Annotated in this window: 26 protein-coding genes and 1 riboswitch; of the genes, 8 read left to right on the top strand and 18 right to left on the bottom strand. The window is 69.1% G+C overall.

Translation table 11 applies throughout. The annotated features are described in order from the left end of the window. Positions 1 to 420 precede the first annotated feature (420 nt). Positions 421 to 978, top strand: a complete 558-nt coding sequence (locus ACXC9Q_RS18900; RefSeq protein ID WP_457057891.1) for a WhiB family transcriptional regulator — start codon at positions 421 to 423, stop codon at positions 976 to 978. Positions 979 to 1,151: 173 nt separating this feature from the next. Here ACXC9Q_RS18900 and ACXC9Q_RS18905 read toward each other — a convergent pair whose 3' ends face one another. Continuing rightward, positions 1,152 to 1,946, bottom strand: coding sequence for an HAD family hydrolase (locus ACXC9Q_RS18905; RefSeq protein ID WP_457057892.1), 795 nt, complete (start codon positions 1,944 to 1,946; stop codon positions 1,152 to 1,154). Then, positions 1,943 to 3,217, bottom strand: a complete 1,275-nt coding sequence (gene serS, locus ACXC9Q_RS18910; RefSeq protein ID WP_457057893.1) for a serine--tRNA ligase — start codon at positions 3,215 to 3,217, stop codon at positions 1,943 to 1,945. The genes ACXC9Q_RS18905 and serS overlap by 4 nt, the downstream gene beginning before the upstream one ends. Positions 3,218 to 3,311: 94 nt before the next feature. On the opposite strand from serS, the gene ACXC9Q_RS18915 reads away from it, so the two are divergent. Continuing rightward, positions 3,312 to 4,904: a diacylglycerol kinase family protein gene (locus tag ACXC9Q_RS18915; protein WP_457057894.1), complete on the top strand. Its 1,593-nt coding sequence runs from the start codon at positions 3,312 to 3,314 to the stop codon at positions 4,902 to 4,904. Here the strand turns inward: ACXC9Q_RS18915 and ACXC9Q_RS18920 are convergent. Next, complete coding sequence (locus ACXC9Q_RS18920; RefSeq protein ID WP_457057895.1) at positions 4,901 to 5,383, bottom strand: DUF4446 family protein; 483 nt, start codon at positions 5,381 to 5,383, stop codon at positions 4,901 to 4,903. The two genes, ACXC9Q_RS18915 and ACXC9Q_RS18920, sit on opposite strands and share 4 nt — an antisense overlap. A gap of 111 nt (positions 5,384 to 5,494) precedes the next feature. On the opposite strand from ACXC9Q_RS18920, the gene larB reads away from it, so the two are divergent. Together larB and larC are read left to right on the top strand one after the other, a co-directional pair. Continuing rightward, positions 5,495 to 6,214: a nickel pincer cofactor biosynthesis protein LarB gene (gene larB / locus ACXC9Q_RS18925; protein WP_457057896.1), complete on the top strand. Its 720-nt coding sequence runs from the start codon at positions 5,495 to 5,497 to the stop codon at positions 6,212 to 6,214. Further along, positions 6,211 to 7,494, top strand: coding sequence for a nickel pincer cofactor biosynthesis protein LarC (gene larC / locus ACXC9Q_RS18930; protein ID WP_457057897.1), 1,284 nt, complete (start codon positions 6,211 to 6,213; stop codon positions 7,492 to 7,494). Before larB ends, larC begins: the two co-directional genes overlap by 4 nt. 6 nt (positions 7,495 to 7,500) lie before the next feature. Here the strand turns inward: larC and mptB are convergent, their stop codons facing one another. The 3 genes from mptB to ACXC9Q_RS18945 all read right to left on the bottom strand — a co-directional run bounded on the left by mptB (position 7,501) and on the right by ACXC9Q_RS18945 (position 10,632). Then, entirely contained in the window at positions 7,501 to 9,072 is a 1,572-nt protein-coding gene (gene mptB / locus ACXC9Q_RS18935; protein ID WP_457057898.1) for a polyprenol phosphomannose-dependent alpha 1,6 mannosyltransferase MptB, read from the bottom strand. Beyond that, on the bottom strand, positions 9,069 to 9,860 hold the full coding sequence (locus tag ACXC9Q_RS18940) for a glycosyltransferase family 2 protein (RefSeq protein WP_457057899.1): 792 nt from the start codon (positions 9,858 to 9,860) through the stop codon (positions 9,069 to 9,071). The genes mptB and ACXC9Q_RS18940 overlap by 4 nt, the downstream gene beginning before the upstream one ends. Before the next feature lie 181 nt (positions 9,861 to 10,041). Next, the gene (locus tag ACXC9Q_RS18945) at positions 10,042 to 10,632 is read right to left on the bottom strand and encodes a dihydrofolate reductase family protein (protein ID WP_457057900.1); all 591 of its coding nucleotides are present in this window, start codon (positions 10,630 to 10,632) and stop codon (positions 10,042 to 10,044) included. Between the two features lie 290 nt (positions 10,633 to 10,922). Here ACXC9Q_RS18945 and ACXC9Q_RS18950 point away from each other — a divergent pair, with 290 nt between their 5' ends. Further along, entirely contained in the window at positions 10,923 to 12,140 is a 1,218-nt protein-coding gene (locus tag ACXC9Q_RS18950) for an arginine deiminase (RefSeq protein WP_457057901.1), read from the top strand. A gap of 900 nt (positions 12,141 to 13,040) precedes the next feature. Here the strand turns inward: ACXC9Q_RS18950 and ACXC9Q_RS18955 are convergent. From ACXC9Q_RS18955 to ACXC9Q_RS18965, 3 genes are all read right to left on the bottom strand, one after another. Next, positions 13,041 to 14,009, bottom strand: a complete 969-nt coding sequence (locus ACXC9Q_RS18955; protein ID WP_457057902.1) for a DUF5926 family protein — start codon at positions 14,007 to 14,009, stop codon at positions 13,041 to 13,043. A gap of 68 nt (positions 14,010 to 14,077) precedes the next feature. Next, the gene (locus ACXC9Q_RS18960) at positions 14,078 to 14,494 is read right to left on the bottom strand and encodes an ATP-binding protein (protein WP_457057903.1); all 417 of its coding nucleotides are present in this window, start codon (positions 14,492 to 14,494) and stop codon (positions 14,078 to 14,080) included. Positions 14,495 to 14,779: 285 nt separating this feature from the next. Then, the gene (locus ACXC9Q_RS18965; RefSeq protein ID WP_457057904.1) at positions 14,780 to 15,658 is read right to left on the bottom strand and encodes a glycerophosphodiester phosphodiesterase; all 879 of its coding nucleotides are present in this window, start codon (positions 15,656 to 15,658) and stop codon (positions 14,780 to 14,782) included. Positions 15,659 to 15,759: 101 nt separating this feature from the next. Here ACXC9Q_RS18965 and ACXC9Q_RS18970 point away from each other — a divergent pair, with 101 nt between their 5' ends. Beyond that, complete coding sequence (locus tag ACXC9Q_RS18970) at positions 15,760 to 16,737, top strand: zinc-binding alcohol dehydrogenase family protein (RefSeq protein WP_457057905.1); 978 nt, start codon at positions 15,760 to 15,762, stop codon at positions 16,735 to 16,737. 48 nt (positions 16,738 to 16,785) lie between these two features. Here the strand turns inward: ACXC9Q_RS18970 and ACXC9Q_RS18975 are convergent, their stop codons facing one another. The 5 genes from ACXC9Q_RS18975 to ACXC9Q_RS18995 are packed head-to-tail and all read right to left on the bottom strand — an operon-like array spanning position 16,786 to position 21,253. After that, complete coding sequence (locus ACXC9Q_RS18975; RefSeq protein ID WP_457057906.1) at positions 16,786 to 18,120, bottom strand: LLM class flavin-dependent oxidoreductase; 1,335 nt, start codon at positions 18,118 to 18,120, stop codon at positions 16,786 to 16,788. Then, the gene (locus ACXC9Q_RS18980) at positions 18,117 to 18,833 is read right to left on the bottom strand and encodes an ABC transporter ATP-binding protein (RefSeq protein ID WP_457057907.1); all 717 of its coding nucleotides are present in this window, start codon (positions 18,831 to 18,833) and stop codon (positions 18,117 to 18,119) included. The genes ACXC9Q_RS18975 and ACXC9Q_RS18980 overlap by 4 nt, the downstream gene beginning before the upstream one ends. Then, a complete protein-coding gene (locus ACXC9Q_RS18985; protein ID WP_457057908.1) occupies positions 18,809 to 19,645 on the bottom strand; it encodes an ABC transporter permease in 837 nt (278 codons plus the stop codon). Before ACXC9Q_RS18985 ends, ACXC9Q_RS18980 begins: the two co-directional genes overlap by 25 nt. Then, complete coding sequence (locus ACXC9Q_RS18990; RefSeq protein ID WP_457057909.1) at positions 19,642 to 20,697, bottom strand: ABC transporter substrate-binding protein; 1,056 nt, start codon at positions 20,695 to 20,697, stop codon at positions 19,642 to 19,644. Before ACXC9Q_RS18990 ends, ACXC9Q_RS18985 begins: the two co-directional genes overlap by 4 nt. Further along, positions 20,690 to 21,253, bottom strand: a complete 564-nt coding sequence (locus tag ACXC9Q_RS18995; RefSeq protein ID WP_457057910.1) for a flavin reductase family protein — start codon at positions 21,251 to 21,253, stop codon at positions 20,690 to 20,692. Before ACXC9Q_RS18995 ends, ACXC9Q_RS18990 begins: the two co-directional genes overlap by 8 nt. 355 nt (positions 21,254 to 21,608) lie before the next feature. On the opposite strand from ACXC9Q_RS18995, the gene ACXC9Q_RS19000 reads away from it, so the two are divergent. Both ACXC9Q_RS19000 and ACXC9Q_RS19005 read left to right on the top strand, forming a co-directional pair. Further along, positions 21,609 to 22,103 carry an RNA polymerase sigma factor gene (locus tag ACXC9Q_RS19000; RefSeq protein ID WP_329483321.1) on the top strand — a complete coding sequence of 165 codons (495 nt, stop codon included), beginning with the start codon at positions 21,609 to 21,611 and terminating at the stop codon, positions 22,101 to 22,103. Then, positions 22,096 to 22,662, top strand: coding sequence for a methylated-DNA--[protein]-cysteine S-methyltransferase (locus tag ACXC9Q_RS19005; protein ID WP_329483320.1), 567 nt, complete (start codon positions 22,096 to 22,098; stop codon positions 22,660 to 22,662). Before ACXC9Q_RS19000 ends, ACXC9Q_RS19005 begins: the two co-directional genes overlap by 8 nt. 116 nt (positions 22,663 to 22,778) lie before the next feature. Here the strand turns inward: ACXC9Q_RS19005 and ACXC9Q_RS19010 are convergent, their stop codons facing one another. From ACXC9Q_RS19010 to ACXC9Q_RS19025, 4 genes are all read right to left on the bottom strand, one after another. Beyond that, a complete protein-coding gene (locus ACXC9Q_RS19010) occupies positions 22,779 to 23,459 on the bottom strand; it encodes a class I SAM-dependent methyltransferase (RefSeq protein WP_457057911.1) in 681 nt (226 codons plus the stop codon). A gap of 27 nt (positions 23,460 to 23,486) precedes the next feature. Further along, complete coding sequence (locus ACXC9Q_RS19015; RefSeq protein WP_457057912.1) at positions 23,487 to 24,815, bottom strand: purine-cytosine permease family protein; 1,329 nt, start codon at positions 24,813 to 24,815, stop codon at positions 23,487 to 23,489. Further along, positions 24,809 to 24,924: riboswitch (TPP riboswitch) on the bottom strand. (Overlaps the previous gene by 7 nt.) A gap of 20 nt (positions 24,925 to 24,944) precedes the next feature. Beyond that, positions 24,945 to 25,607, bottom strand: a complete 663-nt coding sequence (locus ACXC9Q_RS19020) for an alpha/beta fold hydrolase (RefSeq protein WP_457057913.1) — start codon at positions 25,605 to 25,607, stop codon at positions 24,945 to 24,947. Beyond that, complete coding sequence (locus ACXC9Q_RS19025; protein WP_457057914.1) at positions 25,604 to 26,488, bottom strand: hypothetical protein; 885 nt, start codon at positions 26,486 to 26,488, stop codon at positions 25,604 to 25,606. Before ACXC9Q_RS19025 ends, ACXC9Q_RS19020 begins: the two co-directional genes overlap by 4 nt. Positions 26,489 to 26,507: the final 19 nt, after the last annotated feature.

A 26,507-nucleotide genomic window follows, 5' to 3' on the forward strand; every position in this document is an offset into this window, starting at 1 on the left:
TTCCCCTGCGCAGCGCAGGGAGCACATGATTTCATGCGGTGGTCTGGCGGGGAACCGTGGGCGATTCGGCCGCGTCGTAAGCCTGTTCTGGATCAGCGCGACTGATGCAGCCCCACCACCGGAAGCACACAGAAACGTCGAAGAACTGATGCGGAATTGGCTGCAACCAAAACCGCAGCAGCGGCGTCAACAGTTATGGATCGGTGCGTCCCGCGCCCGGGACGACACGGTGGGTCGGCAACAAAGTTCGCCGATCCATCAGCTAGTGGATTCGTATGGCCGAACGTCGTTCACCGTTCGTTCACTCGGGTCCTAATACTTGGGGAGCCTTGATGATCGTCAACAGCGCCCAATCTAGCGGGGCCGGGGGGCAGCAGCTCCCGAGCGGCTGTCGACACGGCTTCCATCAGGGAAGGGGCGATGACCGGCTGCATCGCCCGACCGGAGATTTTCCAGCACCGCCTGATGGAAGAGCCGCCGCCCGCGTCCGCCACCCGTCGCACCCGGGAGCGGTACGAACAGCTCGTCCGCGAGGCAAAGGCCTTGTGTGCCTCGTGCCCGTTGTTCACCGACTGCTTGTACAGCGCCGTTGCTGAGCACGACGTGAGCGGGTTCGTCGCCGGAACCACTGCCGCACAACGGCGTTCGATCCGCAACCTGCTCGACGTCGAGGTCCAGGCCGACGACTTCGACCAGCTCGCCGGGGCCCGTGGCACCCGCCGGCCGGTCAGCCACGAAGAGGTGCTGCGGCTGCGGACCCAGTACCCGAACGACAGCCTGGAGTCCCTGGCCATGCGGCTGGGTTGCTCGCTGTCGACGGTGAAGCGTCACCTGCGCCGCGCCCGCCGCGGGCAGAGCCCGGCCGCCAAGACGCCACGGCCGCGGCCGAAGGTCGGCGCCGTGCTCGACGCATTCGACACGGTCATCGACCACCAGCACAGCCAGCCACGCCGGACCGGCAGCAGCCGCGTCGCCTGATCCGATACTCGGCCCGCCAGCGGACTATCGGATACTGACAGCAAAGGCCCGGAATCCCTGAGTAGACAGGGGTTCCGGGCCTTTCGGTTGCTCTGGGCATCTGTCAAGACTTTCGGGGCTGATCGAAAGGCTTGCCCGCGGCAGGCCCTCGGGCGGATCGTCGATGCTGTGGGTCAGAACCAGCGGTTGAGTACGGCGGCGACGCCGTCGTCCTGCACCGACTTGGTCACCTCGTCGGCCGCGGCCTTGACCTCGTCCGGTGCGGACCCCATCGAGATGCCGCGACCGGCGTACGTCAGCATCTCGATGTCGTTGCGTCCGTCCCCGATCGCGACCAGGCCGGACGGATCGAGATCGTACTGCGCCAGCGCCACCTTCAGCCCGGTCGATTTGTCGACACCCTCGGGTGCGATGTCCAGCCACGCCGTCCAGCCGACGAAGTAGCTCACACCGTGCAGACCAAGGCGTTCCGCCAGGTGGACGAAGTCCGCTTCGGACTGCTCCGGGTCGCGGATGATCAACCGAGTCACGGGCTCCGGTGCGAGCTGGTCGTCGCTGACCACGCGGATCCTGGCCCCGACGCCGAGATCGCCCTCCGGGAAGGGCTCGGTGACCAGGTAGCTGCCGTCGTACTCCTCGACCGCCATCCGGGCGTTCGGCGCGTACTTGCGAACCGAGGCGATCACGGTCGTCGGATCGAAGGTCCGCTCGTCCACGACCTTCCCGTCCGGGAACCGCAGCGTGCGCGCACCGTTGCTACAGACAACGAATCCGCCGGCCGGCAGGCCGAACCGCTCGGCCACGGGCTTGGTGGTCGACCAGGCCCGGCCGGTCGCCAGGATCACCGGCACCTGGGCGGCAGTCCGGCGTACGGCGTCGACGACCGCGGGCGACAGCCCTTCGTCGTGGTCGATCAGCGTGCCATCGATGTCCAGGGCAACGGCCGTCGGCCGCGGGCCCTGTGTCATTTGGCAACCGGTTCGAGAACCTCGCGGCCGCCGACGTACGGGCGCAGTGCGGTTGGCACGCGGACCGAGCCGTCGGCCAGCTGGTGCGTCTCCAGGATGGCGACGATCCAGCGGGTGGTGGCCAGCGTGCCGTTCAGCGTCGCGACCGGCTGCGTCTTGCCGTCGGCGTCGCGGTGCCGGATGTTCAGCCGGCGGGCCTGGAAGTCCGTGCAGTTCGACGTCGAGGTGAGCTCGCGGTAGCGCCCCTGCGTCGGCACCCACGCCTCGCAGTCGAACTTCCGGTACGCCGAGACGCCGAGGTCACCGGTCGCGGTGTCGATCACCCGGTAGCACAGCTCCATCTTGTCGAGCATCTCCTTCTCCCAGCCGAGCAGCCGCTGGTGTTCGGCGTCCGCCTCGTCCAGGCTGCAGTAGGAGAACATCTCGACCTTGTCGAACTGGTGGACACGGATGATCCCGCGGGTGTCCTTCCCGTGCGACCCGGCCTCCTTGCGGTAGCAGGACGACCAGCCGGCGTACCGGATCGGGCCGCCGGACAGGTCGAGGATCTCGTCCATGTGGTAGCCGGCCAGGGCGACCTCCGACGTACCGGTCAGGTACAGCTCGGGGTCCTCGAGCCGGTAGACGTCGTCGTGCGCCGACAGGTAGCCGGTGCCGCCCATCACCTCGGGCTTGACCAATGTCGGCGTGATCATCGGGGTGAAGCCGTACTCGACCGCCTGCTGGATCGCCAGCTGCAGCATGCCGAGCTGGAGCAGCATGCCGGCGCCCTTGAGGAAGTAGAACCGCGAGCCGGAGATCTTCGCGCCGCGTTCCATGTCGATCGCGCCGAGCAGTTCGCCCAGCTCGAGGTGGTCGCGGGGCTCGAAGCCCTCGGCGGCGAAGTCGCGCGGCTTGCCGATCTCCTCGACCAGGACGAAGTCGTCCTCGCCGCCGACGGGGGCCTGGTCCGAGACCAGGTTCGGCAGGGCGCGGGAGAGGTCGTCGAAGCGGTTCCCGGCCTCGTTCGCGGCGGCTTCGTTGGCCTTCACCTCGGCGGCCAGCGCCTTGGTCCGCTCCAGCAGCGCGGTCCGCTCGTCGCCCTTGGCCTGGGCGACCTGCTTGCCGAGCGTCTTCTGCTCGGCCCGGAGCGCCTCGAAGGCGGAGATGGACGATCGACGCTCACTGTCGGCCACCAGGATCTGGTCGACCAGGTCCGTACTTTCGCCGCGCTTGGTCAGGGCCGCACGCACGATATCTGGGTTCTCACGGAGCAGTTTCGCGTCAATCACACCCTGAGGGTATCGGGGCGTGTCAGAACCGGCGAAGCCTATTCGGGATGATGTGGTGGCAGGACGCGATCATCGAGGGGGATCGGAGCGGGCCATGAACCACCATCCACCCAGTTCGCTAGGCCGTGCGCTGACGGTCGTCCTGGGTGCGCTGCCGTTCACCGTGATCACGCTGCTCGTCTTCAAGGACTGGCCTCCGCTGCAGCGCTGGGACCAGTCCGTCGCCGCCCGGGCCGCCGCGTACGGCGCCGGCCACGAGACCGTGATCGACTTCTGGCAGGTCGTCGGCGCGGTGGTTCTGCCCTGGACCTCACGGGCGGTGATCGTGGTGGTCGCGGCGTACCTGTGGCGCCGCCGGGCTCGCGTGCTGGCCTTCTGGCTGCTGGTGTCCGCCGGCGCGGAGCTCGTCCTGGTTCAGTCGGTCGAGTACATCTTCGAGCGGCCCCGGCCGGCCCAGATACTGGTCGAGAGCGACGGCTGGTCGTACGTCTCGGGCCACGCGACCGCTGCGTTCGTGATGGCGGGCGCGCTGGGCGTCGTTCTGCCGTCGGTCCGGGGCTGGCGGCGCCGGTTCCGCCTGCTGGTGATGCTGCCGGCGATCGCGGTGGTGTGGATCGCGTCCGCCGACCAGATCGCTCTGAACGCGCACTACGTGTCGGACGTGCTCGGTGGATGGGCGCTCGGCCTGGCGATCCTGACCGCCACGTCGATCGGATTCGGTCTCCGGCCCGGGTTGCGGCGACGGCGTCGTCGTACGCCCTCGGACGGCAGCGGTACGACGATCCCGCCCCGGGCGGCCGTGATCGTGAACCCGATCAAGGTCGGCGACGGCGTGGCGTTCCGGCGGAAGGTGACCCGGGCGCTGTCGGTTCGCGGGTACGACGACCCGCTGTGGCTGGAGACGCGCGAGGACGACGCCGGGAACGCGATGGCCAAGCGCGCGATCGAGAACGAGTCGGATCTGGTGCTGATCGCCGGCGGCGACGGTACGGTCCGCGTGGTCTGCGCGGCGCTGGCCTACACCGGGATCCCGGTCGGGGTGATCCCGGCCGGCACCGGCAACCTGCTGGCCCGGAACCTGCACATCCCGCTCGACCTGGACGACGCGCTGGAGCGGATCCTGGACGGCCGTGACCGCAGGATCGACCTGGTCAGTGTGCGCGGCGACGAACTGGACACCGACCGGTTCGCGGTGATGGCCGGGCTCGGGCTGGACGCGGCGATCATCTCCGATGCGCCTCCGCACCTCAAGAAGCAGATCGGCTGGACCGCCTACCTGGTGTCGGCGGCGAAGAACATCAACCATCCGTCGGTGCGGGTGAAGCTGACGATCGACGACGCGGAGCCGATCGAGCGGCGGGTGCGGACGGTCGTGATCGGGAACGTCGGCATGCTGCAGGCGAACATCCCGCTGCTGCCGGACGCGCGGCCGGACGACGGGCTGCTCGACGTCGTGGTGATCGCCCCACGCCGGGTGACGCAGTGGCCGATCGTCGTCTGGCGGCTGATGACGCGGACGAACCGGACGGACATGTATCTGGAGCGGTTCACCGGGCGGAGAGTGGAGATCACCGCCGCTGTCGACGTACAGCGCCAACTGGACGGGGACCCGATCGGGCCCGGGCGTTTCCTGTCCGCCGAGATCGAACCGGGCGCGCTGACCGCCCGAGTGCCCAAGCGTCGTTAGTCAGTCTGCTCGGATTCCTTGCGCAGGTTCTCGATCGCCTCTTCCTCCTCGGGCGACAGCTTGGCCTCGCTCGCGAACGCCCTGACCTCCTTGGCGTACGTGCGCGCATCGGCCCGGCTGTTGATCGACGTCAGGACGACCCCGTCGCCCTTGTCGTCCAGCAGTGCCATCGACCAGGACAACTTCCCGCCGGTGTCGCCGAACGCGTCGTACCGGACCACCGCCAGATGCTTCAGGGTCTCGCGCAGTTCGCCGCGGGTGACCTCGATCTCCTTGCCCAGCTTGCGGAGCTCGGACCTGACCGTCCCCGGCTTGGACTCCGGCTGTTGCGGCTCCGGCTCGGGTGCCGGGGCCGAGTCGACCTTGGCCGGCTTGGACGCACCGGACTGAGTTCGCAGGGCCTGGATGGCGAACACCAGGGCGAGCACCGCCACGAACAGGGCGGCGATCCCGAATGCACCGGCTAACGTCGAAGACACGCACTGCAGCCTAAGGCATCGGACGGTATGCCTGAGTATTCAGGCGGTTGCACAGCGTGTGCGTCTGGACCGGAGGAAGTGTTGTCCGCGCAGGCCACGTAGATTCTCGGCGTGACTCATTTGCCAGACCAAGGTCCCCAGCCGGGCGTCCACGACTTGGGATACGCCAGGCTCGACACCGATCGGCTGGAGCGGACCGGCGACGCCGAGGTGGTCTACGGCGCCGGTAAGACGCCCTCCCAGGTCGTCGAACTGCTGCGGACTCTGCACGCCACGCATCCCGATCACGCCGTACTGGCCACCCGGCTGACGGTCGAGGCCCAGGAGGCAGTTGCCGCCGCTCTGCCGGCCGCCGTGATCGATCCGGTCGGTCGTACGGCGGTCCTCGGTGAGCCGCCTGTCCTGCGCGGGACTGTCGCCGTGGTGTCGGCCGGTACGTCGGACGCCCCGGTGGCAGCCGAGGCGGCGACGACGGCTCGGGTCTTCGGCGCCGAGGTCGACCTGGTGACCGACGTGGGTGTCGCGGGGCTGCACCGGATCATGGGGGTGCGGGAGCGTCTCGACGCCGCGGACTGCCTGATCGTCGTCGCGGGCATGGAGGGTGCGCTGCCCAGCGTGGTCGGCGGACTCGTCGGCGTACCGTTGGTCGCAGTACCGACCTCAGTCGGATACGGCGCCTCGTTCGGTGGGCTGGCGGCTTTGCTCGGGATGCTCAACTCGTGTGCGCCCGGTGTGACAGTGGTGAACATCGACAACGGCTTCGGCGCCGGGGTCTTCGCCGCTCGCGTCGCCCGCCGTTCCGCACCTCACGAGTCCAAGGAGACCGAGTGAGAATCGCCTGGATCGACTGTTCGGCGGGTGCCTCGGGCGACATGCTGCTCGGGGCGTTCCTGGACGCGGGCGCTGATCTCGCGGTGGTCAACGCCGCGGTGGCCGCCGTCGACGCGTCCCTGTCGGTGACCGTCGCCCCGACGGCCCGGCACCAGATCGCCGCGACCAAGGCGACGGTCCAGGTCAACGGCACCCCGCACCCGGAGAACATCCCGGACGCCGGCCACGGACATGGTCACGGCCATGGAGATGAGGCTGGACACGGGCATGGGCACGAGGCTGGGGATGAGGCAGGACGCGGGCATCAGGTGACTCGGGCGTGGGCTGACGTTCGGCAACTGCTCGAGCAGGCCGCACTGAGCGACGCCGTTCGGGCCCGCGCCCTGGACACCTTCGCCCGGCTGGCCCGGGCCGAGGGTGCCGCGCACGGCGTGACACCCGACGAGGTGCACTTCCACGAGGTCGGCGCGCTCGACGCGATCGCGGACATCGTCGGCGTCGCGGCCGCGTCGATTTCGCTCGACCTCGACCGGATCGTGGTCTCGACCATCTCCCTCGGCGGCGGTGGCCAGGTTCGCGGTCAGCACGGCGGGATTCCGGTGCCCGGGCCCGCGGTCCTGGCCCTGCTGTCCGAGGCCGAAGCACCGGTCGTCGGCGGCGCAGCGCCGTACGAGATGACTACGCCGACCGGCGCGGCCCTGCTGGCCGCGATGGCGAACGAGTTCGGCCAGCTGCCGTCGATGCGGATCGAGCGGACCGGCGTCGGCGCGGGCGGCCGCGATCCGGTCGAGGTGCCGAACGTCGTCCGCGTGGTGGTGGGCGAGTCGGTCGAGCATCCGGCCACCGAACTCGTCTACGAGACCAACGTCGACGACCTCGACCCGCGGATCTGGCCGCAGGTCCTCGCCCGGCTGATGGAGGCCGGCGCGGCCGACGCGTGGCTGACACCGATCCTGATGAAGAAGGGACGGCCGGCCCACACGCTGTCGGTCCTCGTCGGCAGCGCGAACGCCGAGGTGGTCCGCTCGGTGATCCTGGCCGAGACGTCGGCGATCGGCCTGCGGGAGTTCAGCATTCGCAAGCACGCCGCGGATCGCGAGTTCGCCAGCGTCGACGTCGACGGCCAGCGCATCCACGTCAAGATCGCCCGGTACGGCGGCCAGGTGGTCAACGTCCAGCCCGAGTACGACGACGTGGCCGCAGCCGCGGCAGTCCTGAAGAAGCCCGTCAAAACCGTTCTGGCCAAGGCGATCGCCGCCGGCCACGACCTCTGGAGCTGACGCCGGCTAGTGGGCTTCGGCCTTCTCCTGGAGGGCTTTCTGTTTGCGGCGGGGCCAGTCGTACGGCCACCACTGCGCTCCGCCGCGGCGCGCCCAGACGATCAGGCCGATCAGGACCGCCAGCTCGACGGCCGGGCAGATCGTGTCGCGCAGCCGTGCGCTGAACCACTCGAGGGAGTCGGACAGGCTCGCGGCCACCTGGCGTGCGTTCGGATCCCGGCCGGGGACATAGGCGATCGCGAGCATCGTCGTCCGGATCACCATCAGCCCGTCCACCTTGGACGCGGCGACCGCGGCCAGCGCGACCCAGGCGATCAAGTCGTACCAGGGCAGTGAGTACATCGCGGTGAGGATCCACGCAATGGCGTAGATCGCGGTGTAACGGATCGCGGCCGGAGTCGGATCGTCCGGATGCGTCTGCGGCACGATCGACTTCGGAAAGACCTGCGTCAGCAGGATCGCGACCACGATCAGCCCAACCCACGCGAGGATCGCGAGGACCGTCCGGACCAGCCCGTTCGGCAGGAACAGGGTGAAGAAGCTCAGCAGGACCTTGTGTGGCGTGCCGGTCGAGATGAACGACGTCTGCGAGCGCGCCTGCTGGAACGCCTGCAGCCCGACGATCGCGTACAGACCACCCATCGCGAGCGCACCGCCGCCACAGAAGATCAGAGCCTTCCGCCGATCGGCCCGCAGCGACCACAGCATCGCGACCCCGACCAGTCCGATGGACAGCTTCGTGCAGCCGGCCACCCCAAGCAGGATGCCCGCCCAGAACACGTGCCGCCGGAACAGCACCAGCGCGATCACCGCGAACATCACCGCGATCGCGTCGTTGTGCGCGCCGGCCAGGACCGTCCACAGGATCAGCGGGTTCGCCAGGCCGAGCATGATCACGCGGCGGCGGTTCGGCAGGTTGGGGCCGACCAGCTTGAGCAGCAGCAGTCCGGTGACGATCAGGCTGATCGCGACGGACAACTGCAGCATCCACACGGTCAGCTGCATCGAGTCGCCGCCGATCAGCGACGCGATCCACTGGATCCAGGTCGCGATCGGGCCGTACACGCTCTTCGCGCCCTGCCAGGGCCGCTCGGTCGCCGCGATGACAGGGTCGTAGCCGAGCCGGATCGTGTCTGCCGGCGCGGTCGTGTACGGGTTGCCGCCGAGCGACATGATCCGCCCGTACGCCGCGTAGATCAGCACGTCGCCGGAGGCCATCGGCGGGACCAGGGTGATGGCCGCCGTCGTACCGATGCCTAGGGCAACCAATCGGTCGACCCGCGGGGACCAGCCGTGTTTCAGGGCCCTGGTGGCGAGGAAGACGCCGTACCCGCCGAGCAGGATGGCGACGTAGATCATCACCGTGACGAGCCAGTCGTTCGGCTTCGAGTTGAACCAGTACGACGGAAGCCAGGCGTGCCGGTTGGTCAGGGTCAGCACGACCACCGACGGACCGAGCAGGCCGGCCGCGACGATCAGCGCCGCACAGGCCAGGTAGAGCGCGACGGCGCGACGGCCGTAGCGGTTCGCCAACTGCGGATCGGCAGTGGGGGTGTCGGGCGTGTCGCCAGTGCTCATTGCACTGTCTTCCGCGGGAACAGGCTGCGCAGCGACGGGCCGCCGCCGTCCGCGGGCAGAGCGCTGCGCGCGGCGAGGGCACGACGGACGTGCAGGTATTGCTTCGCGCGATGGAGCTGCCCGCGCAGATCCGTCCCGGTGGCCCGGTGCCGGACCTCGATCGGAACCTCGAGAATGCGGAAACCCTTGCGGCCGAGATCGATGCTCAGCGCGGTCTCGACCCCGAACCCGGCGGCCAGCGGTACGGCGGAGTCGAACGCGGCCCGGGTCAGGCAGCGTTGCCCCGACAGTGGCTGCTCCGGAGCCCAGCCGGTCGCTTCCTCGATGCCGGCCCGGGCCAGCTTGACGACGAACCCGTGGCCGCCGGCCTTGGACCCGTCGGCGCGCAACTGCACCGGCAGCGTACCGATGGTCATGTCGGCTTGGCCGGTCTGGACCGGCTCGATCAGCGGCGCCGCCGCGGTCGCGGAGTCGGTCAGGTCGGCGTCGAGGAACAACAGGTGCCGCGGCCGGGCACCGTCGCGCTCCGCGGCCGCCGCCGCTCCGGTCTCCATCGCCGCTGCCTTCCCCCGGTTCCGCTCGTGCCGGACGACGACTGCTCCGGCCCGCTCGGCGGCTTGCCCCGTACCGTCGGCCGAGCCGTCGTCCACGACCACGACCAGGTCGACCCCGATGATCTTGTGCACCGCATCCACGGTCGCCGCGATCCGCGCCGCCTCGTCCTTCGCCGGGATCACACAGGCGACGGCACGCTGATAAGGCTCGGAAGGCAGATCATGACCGGACACAGCACGTCAGCCTAGTTCCTCCACAGCCGATCGACCTCGTCAGCGCCCACCCGCTGTGGATATCTCGTTCTTTCGAACGACCCTGTGGAAAACCGTCGGGGGTGGGCGCCGATCGCGGCATCTTCTCTGGCGACAGCTTTCATCGCCGATCGGAGGGGTTCGGATGACCAGTTCAGGTGCTTCAGGAGCGCACGCGGTCGAAGAGCAGGCACACAGCGCCCGACTCGGTCGGCGTCGAGTCGGCCAGTCGCCACGACGAGCCCGGCAGCCCGTCCTCGAACAGGCGGGCCCCGCCGCCGACCAGCTCGGGCGCGAGCGTGATGCTCAGCTGGTCGACCTCGTCGGCGGCCAGCAGCGCCTTGATCACGCTGCCGCTGGCCAGCACGATGATGTCCCCGCCCTCCTCGGCCCGCAGTTGCTTGACGACGTCGGCCGGGTCGGCGTCGACGACCCGCGAGTTCTGCCACGGCGCCTCGGTCAGCGTCGTCGAGAAGACGACCTTCTCCGTCTCGTTCATCCACTTGGACACCGCCCGGTCCTGCGGCGCCGCGTTCTCGTCGTCGGCCACCGCCGGCCAGAAGCCGCCGAAGCATTCGTAGTTCTTCCGGCCGAGCAGGATCGTGGTCGCCGGCGACGTCACCCGGATCATGTGATCGCGGGACGCCTCGGTGATCGCGTGCGGGACGATCCAGCTCATGTCGTAATCGCCACCGGCGCCGTTCACCCGTCCGTCGAGCGAGAGCGTGGTGTTGGCGGTCACCTTGCGGGTCATCTCGGTTCCTCTTCCGATCCGGTCGCCCTGATGGCGTCCTCACACCAGAAATCCTGTCGCCACACCCCGCCCCGAACATCTGCCACCTGGCCGATATCCCCGTCCGCCGGGCCGATCCACCTTCGTCACCCACTCCACCCTGGGCGATCCCGGCTCCATCGGCCACCACCTGGCGAGAAGTTGGCGGTTGGCGCATATTGTCGGACAATCAGACAGGTCGAGCGACATTCCGCCTACGCGCGGCGGGCTGCCGTAGCGTGGTTGGCACGACCGGACGAAAGGGCAGGCGCATGACCGAGGCTCGAGCAGTCGACAGGGCGTACGGCGTCGACAGTGAGGTCGGACCGCTGCGGACGGTGATGCTGCACCGCCCCGGGAACGAGCTCCGCCGGCTCACCCCGCGGAACAACGACAAACTGCTGTTCGACGGCATCCCGTGGGTCGGCCGGGCGCAGGAGGAGCACGACGCCTTCGCCCAGGCGCTGCGAGACCGCGACGTCGAGGTGCTGTACCTCGGCGAGCTGCTCACCGAGGCACTCACGGATCCGGAGGCGCGAGTACGAGCGGTGACCGGCACCACCGAGGACCTCCGGCTCGGCGACACCCTGCGCGACTACCTCCGGGCGTCGCTGGCCGGCCTGGACCCGGCACAGCTCGCCGAGGCTCTGATGGCCGGCGTCCGCAACGACGAAGTCCGCGTGGGCGGGCTGGTCACGTCGTTGCTGGCCCACGAGGACTTCCTGATCGACCCGCTGCCGAACCTGCTCTTCACCCGCGACTCCAGCGTCTGGATCCGGGACTCGGTCGCCGTAACCTCGCTCGCAATGCCGGCCCGGGCGCGCGAGACGCAGCTGACCGAGTTGATCTACGCGTTCCATCCGCGGTTCGCAGGCGCCGACAAGGTGTACGACCACCAGCTCGAGCACGTCGAGGGCGGTGATGTCCTCGCTCTTGGGCCTGGCGTACTCGCGGTCGGGGTCGGGGAGCGGACCACGCCGGCGGGTGTGGAGCGGCTGGCCCGGCGGGTGTTCGCGAAGGATCTGGCCCATACGGTGCTCGCGGTGCCGATCGCTCAGCAGCGGGCCACGATGCACCTCGACACCGTCTGCACGATGGTCGACGTCGACGCCGTACTGATGTACCCGAACATGGCCGAGGAGATGCGTGCGCTCGCGGTCACAACCGATGGCGATGAGCTGCACGTTGCGGAGCCCGAGCCGTTCCTGGTGGCGGCGGCGAAGGCACTCGGGATCGACACGCTCCGGCGGATCGACACCGGTCTGGACCCGGTCACCGCCGAACGCGAGCAGTGGGACGACGGGAACAACACCCTCGCGCTGGCGCCGCGCGTGTGCATCGCCTACGAGCGGACAGTGGAGACCAACGCGCGCCTGGAACAGTCCGGGATCGAGGTCATCCGCATCTCCGGCTCCGAGCTGGGCTCCGGCCGCGGCGGACCCCGCTGCATGTCATGCCCCGTCCTCCGCGCCTCACTCGGCGGCTCCTGACCTGCACCTGAACGTTTGCTCCACCACCCAAGTGAGCCCTACGACACGCGCAGTGAAATCGGGGCTTGTGGCCGACACCCATCCTGAGTACTCTTCATGGCTAGGCCCAGGCCCTGTTGCTCCCCCGTCAGCAGGACTTGGGCCGTCCACGTTCCTAGCCCGGCTCGCAGGTGCACACCCCCTCCCGGCCTAGACCACTCTCAGTAACTCCCCACCCGACTGCCCCAAGGCACCGGGTGTTCGTGTCGCCACCACGCCGACACCCACCACACCCACTCGGACCCCACCCGGCGCCCCCAGCCACCCCGTGCGCACGCGCCTCCACCACGCCCACCCCCGGCCCACCCGGCGCCCCCAGCCACCCCGTGTGCACGCGCCTCCACCACGCCCACCCCCGGCCCACCCGGCGCCCCCAGCCACCCCGTGTGCACGCGCCTCCACCACGCCCACCCCCGGCCCACCCGGCTCGCAAGCCGGTGCGGGAGTGCCTCCACCACGCCCACTCGGGGCCAAACCCACCCCACCTTCAGGCCGGCGCTAGTGGGAGCAGCCGGCGTGTGGTGGAGCAGCCGACGAGCTCCCGGGCGCGTGGTACGGCGAGTCGTGGATTGAGGTCTGTTGGAGGCGAGATTTCTCGCCGATTTTCACGACTCCACGACTCCACGCCTCTGGCGCGCATCGCCGGTGGCCGGGCGGGCGGGATCGGGCGGGCTGCTCGCATGTGGGCGGGGTCGGGGCGGGCGCTCGTACGTCGGCGGGATCGCGGGCGGGCGCTCGTACGTGGGCGGGGTTGGGGGGATCGTGCGTGGGCGGGGTTGGGGAGCAGTTGATGCGCGAACACCCGGGTGCTTGGGGCACCCGGGTGTTCGAGGTGGTGGAAGGCGCCGCCGGCGCCGGGGGTCAGCGGATGGTTAGTTGGCGGCTGGAGAGGCCGGCTCGGGCTGCGCGTTCCTCGGTGGTGAGGGGGGCCTCGGTGGTGAGGGCCTTCTCCAGGGCTACGGCGAAGTCGGCGGCGGGCTTTTCGACGTCGGCGGCTTCGGTGTCGGCGGGGAGTTCCCAGACGGGCGCGAGGACGCCGAGAGCGCGGAAGGAACCGATCAGGCGGCTGCCTTCGGTGAGGGCGGAGGAGCCGGCCGCGTGCAGGCGGGCAAGGGCGTCGAGCAGGGTGTCCTCGCTGTGGGGCATCACCCAGCGCAGGTACCGGCGGTCACCGATCTGCGTCCAGTACGCCGCCTCGACCGACTCCAGCCGTACGGTCGGGGCAGCGGCCGCGTTGGCCCGCTCCAGCCCCGCGGCGACCTCGCCGGTCGGGTCCTCGACGTTCTCGCCGACCCAGAAGTCGAAGCCTTCGTGCACCTTGACCTCGATCGGCTTCGAGGTGTCGATCAGGTCCTGCAGCCGTGGGCCGTCCGTCATCAGGTCGCCGAGCTGGATCGGGTTGCCCGGCTCGGTGTCCAGCGCGGCGGTGATCGCGTGGCCGAGGTCGCGGGACGGATCACCCGACGATGCGTGCGTCTGCAGGCCGATCCAGATCGTCTCGTCGTCACGGACCAGGCCCGGCATCGCCATCGGCAGCAGGGTGACCAGGTTGACCACCTTGCCCGCGTGGTCCCCGGTCAGCTCGATCTCCGCCGTGCCGGAGGGGACGATCTCGCGGAACGCGATCAGGTCACACTCCGACGGCAGTCCCTCGAACGGCCGCACCACGAAGGTGTCCGCCGCCTGCGCGCGGTCCTTGCCGTGGCACTGCTTGAACCGCTTGCCCGAACCACACGGGCACGGTTCCCGCGGCCCGACATCCACCAGGTCGGCCGGGTCGAGGGTGACGGTCGTCGTGTTCTTCGCGCGCTGCCGCGACTTCTTTCCCATAGGCGCAGTCTTGCAGCCCACCGCACCAGACAGCCAACCCGATCAGGTCAGGACGATCGCGCGGACGATCAGTTCGGGATGATCGCGTGGACGGTGCGGTGATTGGCGGCGGTGCGCACGTCCCAGCTCGACGTGAGCACGTCGACGATCCGCAGGCCGCGGCCGCCGACCGACTCGGGGTGGGTGTCGCTGATGGCCTGCGGTTCGGTGTCGCCACGGCCGTCGGTCACCTCGACGTGGATGCCCGCCTTGTCGATCCACCAGGCCGCGCGGACCTCGCCGGGGGGCAGCGCCGGGGCGTACCGGATCGCGTTGGACAGCAGTTCGGACAGCACCAATTGAGCGTCGTCAGAGAGGGTTTCGGCGACCCGGTACCGCTCCAGGTAAGCGGCCAGACGGCGGCGGGCATCCGCGACTGCGGATACTTTGTGCGGCAAGACGACGTCCACGATGCTGACGTCGGCAGGCAAGGTCGCTGAGGACAAGCAGGGTCTCCTCGATGATCGGATCAGCCACACTGACATCTGCCCACGTTGCCGCCCTGGAAAACCACCGCAGGTATTCCGTTACATAGTCACAGCGCACGCCACGCCTAAACCCCAAGAAACCGTGACGAAATCGACGGAAATGAACGTTGCAATAACCCCCCGCATTCACACAACTACGTATCTGGATCTGCGTGACACACGCCACACAACACACAGCCGATGTGTAACAAACTTCGTGTGCACCTGCGACGTCCTACCTCGTCACGCCGCCGGGGCGCGGCGTCAGGACTGACGGCGATCGCGGCGTCTCGGTGGGTAGGTGTACGTCGGAACCGGAGCCTTGGCGGGTTCCGCGAGGGTCTTCAGCGTGGCCTCGGGCCGGTCGGTGATGATCGCGTCGACCTCGATATCGCGGCAGTGCCGGACGTCCGCGTCGGCGTTGACGGTCCACACGTGGACCTGATGCCCGTGCTTGTGCGCGCGATCGACGTACTCGGGGTGTGCGGTGACGATCTCCAGGCTGGGACCGGCGTACGAGACCCCGGTCGGGAGGGAGCCGTCGCGGAAGCGCAGCGGAACGCGGTCCATCAGCAGGACCGTCCGCAGACCGGGCGCCAGCACCCGCATCCGGCGCAGGGACAGCCAGGAGAAGCTCATCACCCGGACCGGGGACTCCGTGCCGATCTTCGGATGCGCCCACCCGTAGCGGTCAAGGGCCTCGATCAGCCGGCGCTCGACCAGACCGGCGTACCGGGTCGGGTGCTTGGTCTCGATGGCCAGCTCGAGTGGTCGGCCGGCGTCCCGGACGGTGGCGAGGAGCTCGTCGAGGGTGAGCACCTTCCGCATGTCAGGACTCGGCAGCTCGGCCTCGTCGTCGAGCTCCGCCCACGGGTTCTTCCAGGAGCCCCAGTCGAACGCCTCGAGCTCCTCGAGACTCATCGTGGACAGCACGCCGCGACCGTTGGACGTGCGCTCGATGCGGCGGTCGTGGACACAGACCAGATATCCGTCGGCGGTGAGCCGAACGTCGCATTCGAGACCGTCTGCTCCCGCGTCGACCGCCCGGCGGTACGCCGCGAGCGTGTGTTCGGGACTGACATCACTAGCGCCACGATGGGCCACCACGCTTGGGCCGCTCCCACCGAGGAAGTTCTGTCCCATGTGGACAACTCTGTCACGCGCCCAAGTGAGGAAGTCACGGAGGCTCGCCGAATAATGGAAAACGGTTACTCGTCGCAGGCCCACGAGCGAGGATGGATCGCATGGAGATGCGCGCGATCGTACTGGACGGGCCCGGTGAGCCCGAGGGCATGCGGGTACGGCGGATCGCCGTACCCGAGCCTGAGACCGGGTGGGTGCGGATCAAGGTGGAGGCGTTCGGGCTGAACCGGTCCGAGTACCACCTGCGGGCCGGGCTGGCGACGAACGCGCGGTTCCCGGTGATCCCGGGGATCGAGGCGACCGGGACGGTGGACGCGGCGCCGGGCGGTGAGTTCGAGCCTGGGCAGCAGGTAGTGGCGATGATGGGCGGGATGGGCCGCCGGTTCGACGGTGGGTACGCCGAGTACACCGTCGTACCGGCGTCGTCCGTCATCCCGGTGACGACGGGCCTCGACTGGGCCACGCTCGGCGCGTTGCCGGAGATGCTGCAGACGGCACACGGTTCGCTGCACACCGGGCTGGCGATCGAGCCCGGGCAGACGCTGCTCGTGCGCGGCGGTACGTCGTCCGTCGGGGTGGCGGCCGCCGTACTGGCGAAGGAGCACGGGCTGACCGTGTTCTCGACGACGCGGAATCCGGACCGCGCACAGGTGTTGCGCGATCTCGGCGTCGATCACCCGATTGTTGACGATGGCAACGTTGCGGAGAAGGTCCGGGAAATCCTGCCCGGCGGGGTGAACGCGGCCCTCGAACTCGTCGGGACAAATGTCCTGCCGGACACCCTGAAGGCGATCGCGGTGCACGGCACAGTGTGTTTCACCGGAATGCTCAGCGACAACTGGACGGTCCCCGACTTCTACCCGATCGGCTATCTACCGAACGGGGTCCGGCTGACGGCGTACGGCGGCGAGAGCAGCGACCTGCCGCCCGCGGTCTTCCAGCGGTACGTCGATCTGGTGGCGGAGGGGAAGCTGCCGATCCGCATCGATCGGGTGTTCGGCATGGAGGAGATCGGCGAGGCGCACCGCATCATGCAGGACGGCAAAGCCGTTGGGAAGCTGGTGGTCCGGGTCAACTGAGCCGGGAGTGGTGCTGGGGCCTGCCACCTGACAGGCCCCAGCACCGGATCAAGCGGTGGCCTCCTGCAACGCGGCCCGGCTGGCGGGACGGGCCAGGCCGTAGTGGTCGCGCAACGTGGTGCCCGTGTACTCGGTCCGGAAGAGCCCGCGGGCCTGGAGGATCGGGATCACCTGGTCCACGAAGGTGCTGAGCCCGGACGGCAGGACGGGCGGCATGATGTTGAAGCCGTCGGCGGCGCCGGCCTCGAACCAGTCCTGGATGGCGTCCGCCACCTGTTCCGGCGTACCGCTGAAGGTACGGTGACCGCGGCCGCCGCCCAGCCGGCCGATCAGCTCGCGGACCGTCAGCTTCTCGCGCCGGGCCAGCGTGACGATCAGCGTGTACCGGCTCTTCGCGCCCTCGATCTCGTCCTCGTCGGGGAGATCGGCGGGCAGTTGCTCGTCGAACGGCAGGTCCTCCGGCTTGACCTTCAACGTCTTCGCCAGCGTCAGCCGGGCGTAGTCGGGCCGGATCAGCGAGTCCAGCTCACGCTCCAGCCGCTGCGCCTCCTCGACCGTCCCACCGATCACCGGCACGATCCCCGGCAGGATCTTGATCGTCGACGGATCACGCCCGAGCGCGGCCGTCCGTGCCTTCAGATCCTGGTAGAACGCCTGCGCGTCCTCGAGCGTCTGCTGCGCGGTGAAGACCGCCTCGGCGTACCGCGCCGCCAGGCCCTTGCCGTCCTCCGACGATCCGGCCTGCACGATCAGCGGATGCCCCTGCGGCGACCGCGGCAGGTTCAGCGGACCGCGCACCTGGAAGTACCGCCCGACATGGTCGATCGGCACCACGCGGTCGTTCACAGCCCACACGCCGGTCGACTTGTCCGCGATCGCCGCGTCGTCCTGCCACGAGTCCCACAGCTGGTAGGCGACCTCGAGGAACTCCGCCGCACGCTCGTACCGCTCCGCATGCGCCGGCTGGTCAGCCAGATTGAAGTTGCGAGCCGCGTCGGGACCGGCCGTGGTCACCACGTTCCACCCCGCCCGGCCGCCACTCACGTGGTCGACGCTGGCGAACCGGCGGGCCAGGTTGTACGGCTCGTTGTACGTCGTCGACGCGGTGGCGATCAGCCCGATCCGTGAGGTCACGGCGGCGAGCGCGGTCAACACCACAGTGGGCTCCAGCGATCCGGCCGGACGACGGCCCACGTCACCGAGGAGCACTGGCGAGTCCGCGAAGAACACCGAGTCGAAGAGACCTCGCTCCGCGATCCGCGCCAGCTCCTGATAGTGCTCCACGGACGTGTTCGCGAACGGGTTGCTCTCCGGTAACCGCCACGACGCCTCGTGATGCCCGGTGCTCATCAGGAACGCGTTCAGATGCAACTGCCTGCTCACAGCGAAACCCCCAATGCGTCGAGAAGCCGCGACCGGACCGCGGCGAATCCTGGATCGGCCGGACTGCGCGGCGTGCTCAGCGAGATCAGTTCCTCGGCGACGAGCTTGCCCTCGTCGAGCACGATCACCCGGTCGGCCAGCACGATCGCCTCGTCGACGTCGTGCGTGACCAGCAGTACGGCGGGCTGATGCGCGGCGCACAGCTTCCGGAGCAGCACATGCATCTTCAGCCGGGTCAGCGCGTCCAGCGCCCCGAACGGCTCGTCCGCGAGCAGCAACTCCGGCTCCCGCACCAGCGACCGCGCCAACGCGACCCTCTGCTGCTCACCACCGGACAACTCATTGGGCCACGCCTTCTCACGGCCGGCGAGCCCAACCTCCGACAGACTTTCCCGGCCCCGCGCAGCAGCCCCGGACAGCCCGAGTACGACATTCTCCAACACCCTTGCCCAGGGCAACAACCGGGAATCCTGGAAGACAACCGACACCTGCGCCGGTACGACGACCTCGCCCGAGCCGGCCACATCCGGGTCCAGCCCGGCCAGCGCCCGCAGCAACGTGCTCTTCCCGGACCCGCTCTTTCCCAGCAAGGCAACGAACTCACCCGGCGCGATGTCCAGGTCGACCCCGTCCAGTACGGCGCGATCGTCGTACCGGCGGACCAGATCCCGGACCTGGACGGCGGCAGTTAGGAGGCTAGGGTGCGGCGCCATGTCAGGGCCCTCCTCTGGATCAGGCGGACGGCCGCGTCGGACAGCAGGCCGAGGGTGCCGTACAGGACCAGGCCGACGATGATGATGTCGGTCTGTCCGTACGTCCGGGCCAGCTCCATCATGTAGCCGATACCGCTGGTGGAATTGATCTGCTCGACGACGACCAGCGACAGCCACGCGCCGGTGACCGCGAACCGCAGCCCGAGCAGGAACCCGGGCAGCGCGCCCGGCAGGACCACCCGCCGGATGAAGTCCCAGCGCGACAGCCCGACGGTCTGCGCGAGTTCGACGTACCGGCTGTCGATCGTTCGGAGGCCGTTGTGGGTGTGGATGTAGATCGGCACGAACACCCCGAGCAGGATGGTGACGACCTTCATCGACTCACCGATACCGAGCCAGAGGATCAGCAGCGGCAGCAACGCCAGCGACGGGATGGCTCGCTTGATCTGAATCGGACCGTCCAGCAGTGCCTCGCCGAGACGGGACAGTCCGGAGAGCAGCGCGAGTGCGACGCCCAGCACGATGCCGAGAGCGAGTCCGATCAGCGCGCGCTGGGTGGACGTCCACAGGTTCGACTGGAGGCGACCGTCGGCGATCAGGTCGCCGGCCGTGGTCACCACGGTCCACGGCGCGGACAGCACCCGCTGATCGATCCAGCCTGTCGCCGACCCGATGCTCCAGATCACCAGCAGCAGCACCGGTCCGATGGCCCCACCGAACCTGATCGGCTTGCCCAGTCCGAGGCGACGACGCCGTACGACGGGCGCGACCGAATCGGCTGTACGCAGTCCAGGTAGTGTCGTGGCACTCATTTGGTGGCTCCCTTGATCGCATCGGCCGCGACACTCTGGAACCGCAGGTCATAGAGGTCCTTGGCCTGGATCACCGGGTTGCCGGTCTCCTTGGCGAGCAACTCGATGGTCTCCTGCTGCCGCTGGATCGCGTCACTCCAGTCCGCGCTGATGTCCGGGTGACCGGCGTTGTCGACCAGCCACTGACCGTCGGACTCGGTGAGTCCCTGGTCCTTCACGTAGTACCCCTGGATCCACTCCTTGGGGTGTTTGTCGATCCAGTCCTGCGCGACGCCCCAGGCCGCGACGTACGCGCGGATCGCGGCCGCCTTCGCCGGGTTCTCGAGCGACTCGGTCACCACGTACAGGTGGCCGGCGTCGTCGCGGAGGCCGTGCGGGATCGTGGTCCCGCCGTCCTTTCCGTACTTGGCCAGGTAGCGCTTGATCTGGACGCCGCCGATCGGGGCGACGTCGACCTGCTTCGCGGCCAGGGCGTTCGTGTACACGTCGCCGGTGCTGGGTAGCTCGACCAGCTTCACATCGTCCTTTGTCAGGCCGGCCTTCTTGAGCACCTTGAGGACGAGCGCGCCCTGCGCCTGGCCCGGGCTGTACGCGATCTTCTTGCCCCGCAGGTCCGGCAGCGTCTTCACGTTCGCGCCGGGCGCGATCCCCAGCTGGTAGATCGGATGGTTGAGTGGGTCCTGGCGGAACTTGGAGGCGACGATCTTGACGTGCAGCCCGGTCCAGGTCGCGTGGATCGACGGGATCTCCGCGACCGAGCCGACGTCCAGCGCGTGTGCGCGGAACGCCTCGGTGGTCTGCGGACCGCCGCTCAGGTTGGCGAACTGGACGAACTTCGACACCTTGTCGAGCTGTCCGGACAGCTTCAGGGCCACCTCGGTGGCCGGGTCGCCGACGACGATCTTGGTGCCGTCCGGCACGGTGCTCGGCAGCGCGGCGTCGAGCGCGAGCTTCGCGCCGCCGTCGTTGCCGGCCTGGGCGGCGCCGCCGCAGCCGGTGACCAAGGCGGCAATCGCGGCGGCCGCGGCCAGAACCTTGTGGGTCTTAAGCATGATGTGCCTTCGAATGGGTCGTGACGTAGCGGCCGTCGTGGTACAGCAACGGGTCGTGCTCACGTCGTTCGGTATGGGTGGCGAGGCGGGCGACGACCAGGTGATGGTCGCCCACGGCGAAGCGGTGCTCGACCTGCGCGCGCAGGTAGCTGGGCGCCTCGTCGAGCACCGGTTCGCCGGTGTGCAGCCGGGACCAGCGGGTCGGCTCGGCGAAGCGGTCGATGCCACTGGTGGCGAACCGGCCGGCGATCGCCTGCTGGTCGGCGGACAGGAAGTTGATCACCAGGCTGTCGGCGGTGCTGACGGTCGGCCAGCTGGACGCGCTGGTGGCGATCGCGAACGACACCAGCGGTGGCAGCAGGCTGACCGAGACCAGTGAGGTCGCGGTGAACCCGGCCGGGCCGTGGCCGGCGTCCGCGGTGATCACCACGACACCGGCGGCGTGGCGACGGAACACGGACCGGAACACGTCGGCGTCGACGATCCGCTCCTCGAGGCGGTCCGGGACGACGGACAGCGGCGGACGATCGGACGGGTTGATCGCATGGACTGACATGTCTCTCCCTCGGATACGGGGGCAGGGACGACCGGCAGCGGGCAGCAGGAAGCACCACGACCGGGCGGGGTGTGGGAGGCGCAGGCTCAGACAGGCCTCGTACGGCGGGAGTCCGCCGGGGCAACGCGGGCAGCAGCGGTCACCGACAGGTGGCGCTCGCCGTCCGCAGAAGATCGATGACGCGACGGCGGGTGAGGAGTGTCGTCGTCATGTCAGCTACCTTCTCATCAATGTCTACTGGAGAACTAGACAATCTCGCGATCCGGGACAGCCGTCCGAAACTGACCATCCGCTGGGACGACACGCCGCCAGGTTGCCCTCACACTCCCGGCCGTGCCTGCGTTCTACTTGCGTGATGGCTCGGGAGAAGGTCGTACTGCCGCCGTTCCAGGCGCTGATCGACGCGCACTGGCGCGACGTGGCCCGGCTGGCGCGTGCGATGGCCGGGCCGGTGGACGGCGACGACGCGGCCCAACGCGCCTGGGAGAAGGCGTACGCCGCCTACCCCGACCTCACGTCGGCGAAGAACCTCCGCAGCTGGCTCCTCACCATCACGGCCCGGTGCGCGACCGACGTACACCGTGCACGCAAACCGCAGCGCCCCTTGGACGAGGCTGCACCGGTCGCCGTCGACGGCCCGGAGGCCGCGGACTGGCCGGACCCCGACCTCTGGCGCGCGGTCAACGAGCTGCCGGAGCGGCAACGCTTCGCGATCACGCTCAAATACGTCGGCGACCTGGACCACCACGGCGTGGCCGCCGCCCTCGACACCACGCCTGCCGCGTCGCGCCGACTCGTCAGCGACGCCCTCGCGGCACTGCGCAGCAAACTCGGAGTAAACGATGACTGACCTCGAGAGCCGGCTGACCCGGCTCACCACCCCAGACCTGACCCCACCGATCCTTCCGGACGCCGACGTCGCCTACACCCTGCACGACACCCCGATCGGCACGATGCTGCTCGCCGTCGCACACGGCCGGGTGGTGGCCAGCTCTTTCGGCGACGAGGAGACCATGACCACCCGTCTCGCCCGGGCGGTGTCCCCGCGCGTACTCCGCCAGCCCCGTGCGCTGGACGACGTACGACGGCAACTCGACGAATACCTGGACGGCCGTCGGCACGCCTTCGACCTGAAGGTCGATCTGGCACTGGCGACTCCGTTCCAGCGACTCGTGCTCACCGATCTGCCGAAGCACACCCGCTACGGCACGACGACGACGTACGGCGCGGTCGCCGGGGAGATCCACAAGCCCAAGGCGGCTCGGGCGGTGGGTACCGCACTCGGCGCGAACCCGGTCTGCGTCGTCCTGCCCTGCCACCGGGTGATCGGCTCGAACGGCGCGCTCACCGGGTACGCCGGCGGACTGGACGCGAAGCGTTTTTTGCTGAATCTCGAAGCAAAAGACTGAGTTTTCTTCAGCCGGCCAGGAAGCATTTACACTCGACAGCCAAAGGAGCAGATCCCCAGTGTGGAGTGGGGATCTGCTTCTTGTTTCCCTTACCTGCAAAGGCTGCTTCTGACGCGTCAGTCAGTGGCGGGCTGGTGGATCTCCAGAATGAGCCGGCGACGGCCGCCCCAGTCCCGCTTGTAGACCTTGTAGTCCTCGATTCCAGCCGCAGCGCAGAGCCGGCCGTAACTGATCTCGTCGTGGATGAAGTGCACGCTGCTGGTGCCGAAGTGCTCGGTGGTGACGATCCGGTGCTCCGGGCCCTGACGCATCCCGTTCGCGATCTCCGCCGCCGTCGCCGGTCCCCAGGCCGGGCCTTCGATGATCGCGATGCCGCCCGGCTTCAGCACCCGGGAGATCTCACAGATGGTGGACACCTGCTCGTCCTCGGCGAACAGCTCGTGGAACGCGGTCCACAGGCAGATCACCGCGTCGAACGCGTCCCACTTGTACGGCAGGTCCGTCATCGACCCGACCGCCCAGTCGATCGACAGCTCCTCCTCGGTCGCCTTCGCCCGGCCGGCCTCGATCAGGTTCGGCGAGATGTCCAGCGCGCGGACGACCTTGCCGGCCTTGCGCAGCGGCACCGCGATCCGGCCGTAGCCGCAGCACAGGTCGAGCACCGATTCGCGCCCGGCCAGCAGTTCCTCGACAGCCTTGACGGTCGCCGCGTCCCGCTCGGGCGTGGTCCGCGCGGCCAGGCCGTCGGCCCCGAGTTCGGCGTACTCGGCCCGGCTGCGCAGTGCGGAGTTCAGCATGGGCGCAAGTATCCCGGTTACTCCGGGTCAGTTGTCCAGCGGTCGGCGCCCTACCCGGCCGAGCACGACCGCAGCCAGCATCGAGACGACGATCGAGGTGACCGTCGCACCCAGCCAGGTCGGCACCGGCTGGTGGTTGAACACCCACTGCTGGACGTCGGTCCAGAACGGCGACCAACGGCTCACTGTGCCGGGGTTGACCACCTGGTAGGCGACGAATCCGATCAGCCACGCCACGGCCGGTTGCCACCGGAAGCGCGCCGTACCCGAGACGTCCCAGTTCATCTTGCTGACCAGGAAGAAGTCCGCGATCGCGGCCGCGAACAGTGGGACGAAGACCGAGCCGATCAGGAAGAGGAACTGCGTGTAGTTGCCTAGGTCAACCATCAGTGCGAGGCCGGTGGCGAGTACGCCGATCGCGACCGAGATCCAGCGCCGGTCGACGTGGCCGATCAGGTTGTGCGTTGCCATCGTGGTCGAGTAGACGTTCGCATACGCCTCGTCGACCTCGTCCACCAATAGGACCAACAGTGCGATCGCGCCGGCGGGCAGGACGACGAGCGCGGTGATCACGTCCTCGCTGTTGGTCTGCAAAGTCGCGACCGCGAACACACCGAGTGCGTAGTACGCGATCGCCGCCAGGCCGTAGCCGAGCGACGAGCCGGCGAACGCGGCCTTGTTGGTGCGCGAGTGCCGGGTGTAGTCGGCGGCCAGCGGGGCGAACGAGACCACGCCCGCGGCGGCCAGGTCGACGGCCGGCCAGAAGCCCAAGACGTTGTCCTGCGGCAGGTCGTGCACCGGCTTGCTGAGCACCTGCACGAACAGGTACACCGACGCGATCAGCACCAGCCAGACCATGAACTTCCGCAGCAGCTTCACACTGCCGAGCGGCCGGACCGCCATCGTCGTCGCGATCACCCCGGCCAGCAGGACGAACACCCAGCGCCAGCGCTCACTCGTCACCGCGACCGCGGCCTGCGAGATGATGATGATCTCCATCGTGGCCCAGCCGACGTTCTGCGCGATGTTCAGCACGGTCGGCGCCATCGAACCGCGTCGGCCGAACACACCGCGCAGGCACGTCATCGCCGGCGCCCCGGTCTGCGAACCGAACACCGCCGCCCCACCGAGCACCAACGCGCCGATCCCACAGCCGACGACGACCGCGAGCAGGCCCTGCCACAGCGAGCCCGTGGACGCCGCCACCAGCGCACCGGTGACCGGCCCGAACAAGGAGATGCCGAAGTTCCCCCAGAGGGCGAACTGGTCGAGGAATCCGAGCGTCCGCGGGGCGTCCGTGGTCAGGACGAGCGGCGCCTCGATATCGCTAGCAGGACGAACAGCAGTATTGGTCATGATGACCCGCTCCCTACGCCGGCATTACCCGGTCAGGTTCAGGCGGTCGGCGACCCAGCTGTCGCCCTCTCAGCCCGCGCGTACGGTGCGAGCTCCCGCAAAGGTTGTTAGCGCGTCAACGATAGCGCTTCACTCACTTTCGGGCAGGGTGGCGGCTCGCTGGATGAGAGCGGCCACCTCGGGACCGTTGGTCAGCACCGGCATGTGCGAGCCGGACTCCAGGGTGCGAGCCTCGCCGTGGCTCAGCTCCGCCAGCCGCTCGACCCACTCGGCCGGCGAGATCAGATCGTGCTTGCCGCGCACGATGACCACCGGCACCCGCACCTGGGTGATGATCGCGGCCAGGTCGTGGTGCCGGGCGGCTTCCGCGGCGCGGGCGATCGAGGAGAGCGTCGTACGCGCGTACTGCGGGGTGACAACCCGAATCAGGCGGGGTGCTTCCGGCACGGCCGACCCCAGCCAGCGGACCGTCCGGTCAACCCAGCTCGACATCCGGGCGTCTCCTGTCGGCGCCACGAGCACCAGCGCATGGACGAGCTCGGGGTCGATGATCGCGGTCTCGACCACGATCTGGCAGCTCGCCGAGTGTCCGACCAGGACCGACCGCTCGCGGATCTTGTCGGCCAGTGCCACGCCGAGCGCGCGTGGATGCAGATCTTCGCGGGCTCCGGCCGGTTCGCCGTACCCGGGAAGAGTGACGACGAGGTACGGCGTGGTCAGGTGCTCGACCGTTTTGGCGTACGACTCCGGCCCGAGACCGAGGCCCGGGACCAGGACGACGGGTGCGCTCACTCCCAGGGCGCTTTGACCGGCGGGCCCTGGACGACCGGGTTGCTGACCTCGGGCTTCAGCTCGCGGTACCCGATGGCCAGACCGGCCGCGAGGATCAGCAGACCGGTGCCGCCCCAGCCGTACGCCTTGGGCAGCCGGTCGATCGTCTCGTCGATGGCGCCCAGGCCGGTGGACAGGACGATGATCAGCCAGATCAGGATCGGGATCGCGGACACCGCGACCAGCAGGAGACCACCGAGCTCGACCGGGTCGGGCTGGCGCCCGGCCTTGCGGCGGGCGAGCACATCCCGGATCCACATCCCGAGCGCGACGCCGCCGACCACGATCAGCAGCAGCTGGCCGATGGTGTCGATCACGTCGGTGCGGAGCGGGTGGTTCAGCGGTGAGCCGGGAGCCTGGGAGATCTCGCGCAGGGCGACCCGCTGGACGGACACGACGAGCAGTCCGTAGACGGCCGCGATCAGTGCGGCCAGTCCGACCACCCGGGCGGCACGCGGGTCGCGGGGCGCGACCGGCTCCTCCCGTCCGTACGTCGGGAGCTCGTGCTGCTGCGGATGCGCCGCGGGACCGTAGGGGCTCCCGGGGCGGAAGTTCGGTGGCTGGGTGTACGTCGGGCCCTGGCTCTGCGGCGGACCGGCGTACTGCGGCTGGCTCTGTTGTTGATCGGGCCGGCCTTGTGGCTGGCCCGGCTGGCCTTGAGGTTGGCCGGGCTGGGAGCCGTAGGGCTGCGGCTGGGCGTAGGGGCCGGGCTGCGGGTCCGTGTATGGGCCCACGCCGTAGGTCCCACCGCCGTACGGCGTGGGACGGGCGTAGTGGTGCTCCTCACCGGACTGGTCGGGCTCGTCGCCCCGGCCGTACGTCGGGAAATCCTGTGACGACATCGCTGCTCCCTCCCCTCCG

This window comes from Kribbella sp. CWNU-51 (assembly GCF_054073265.1).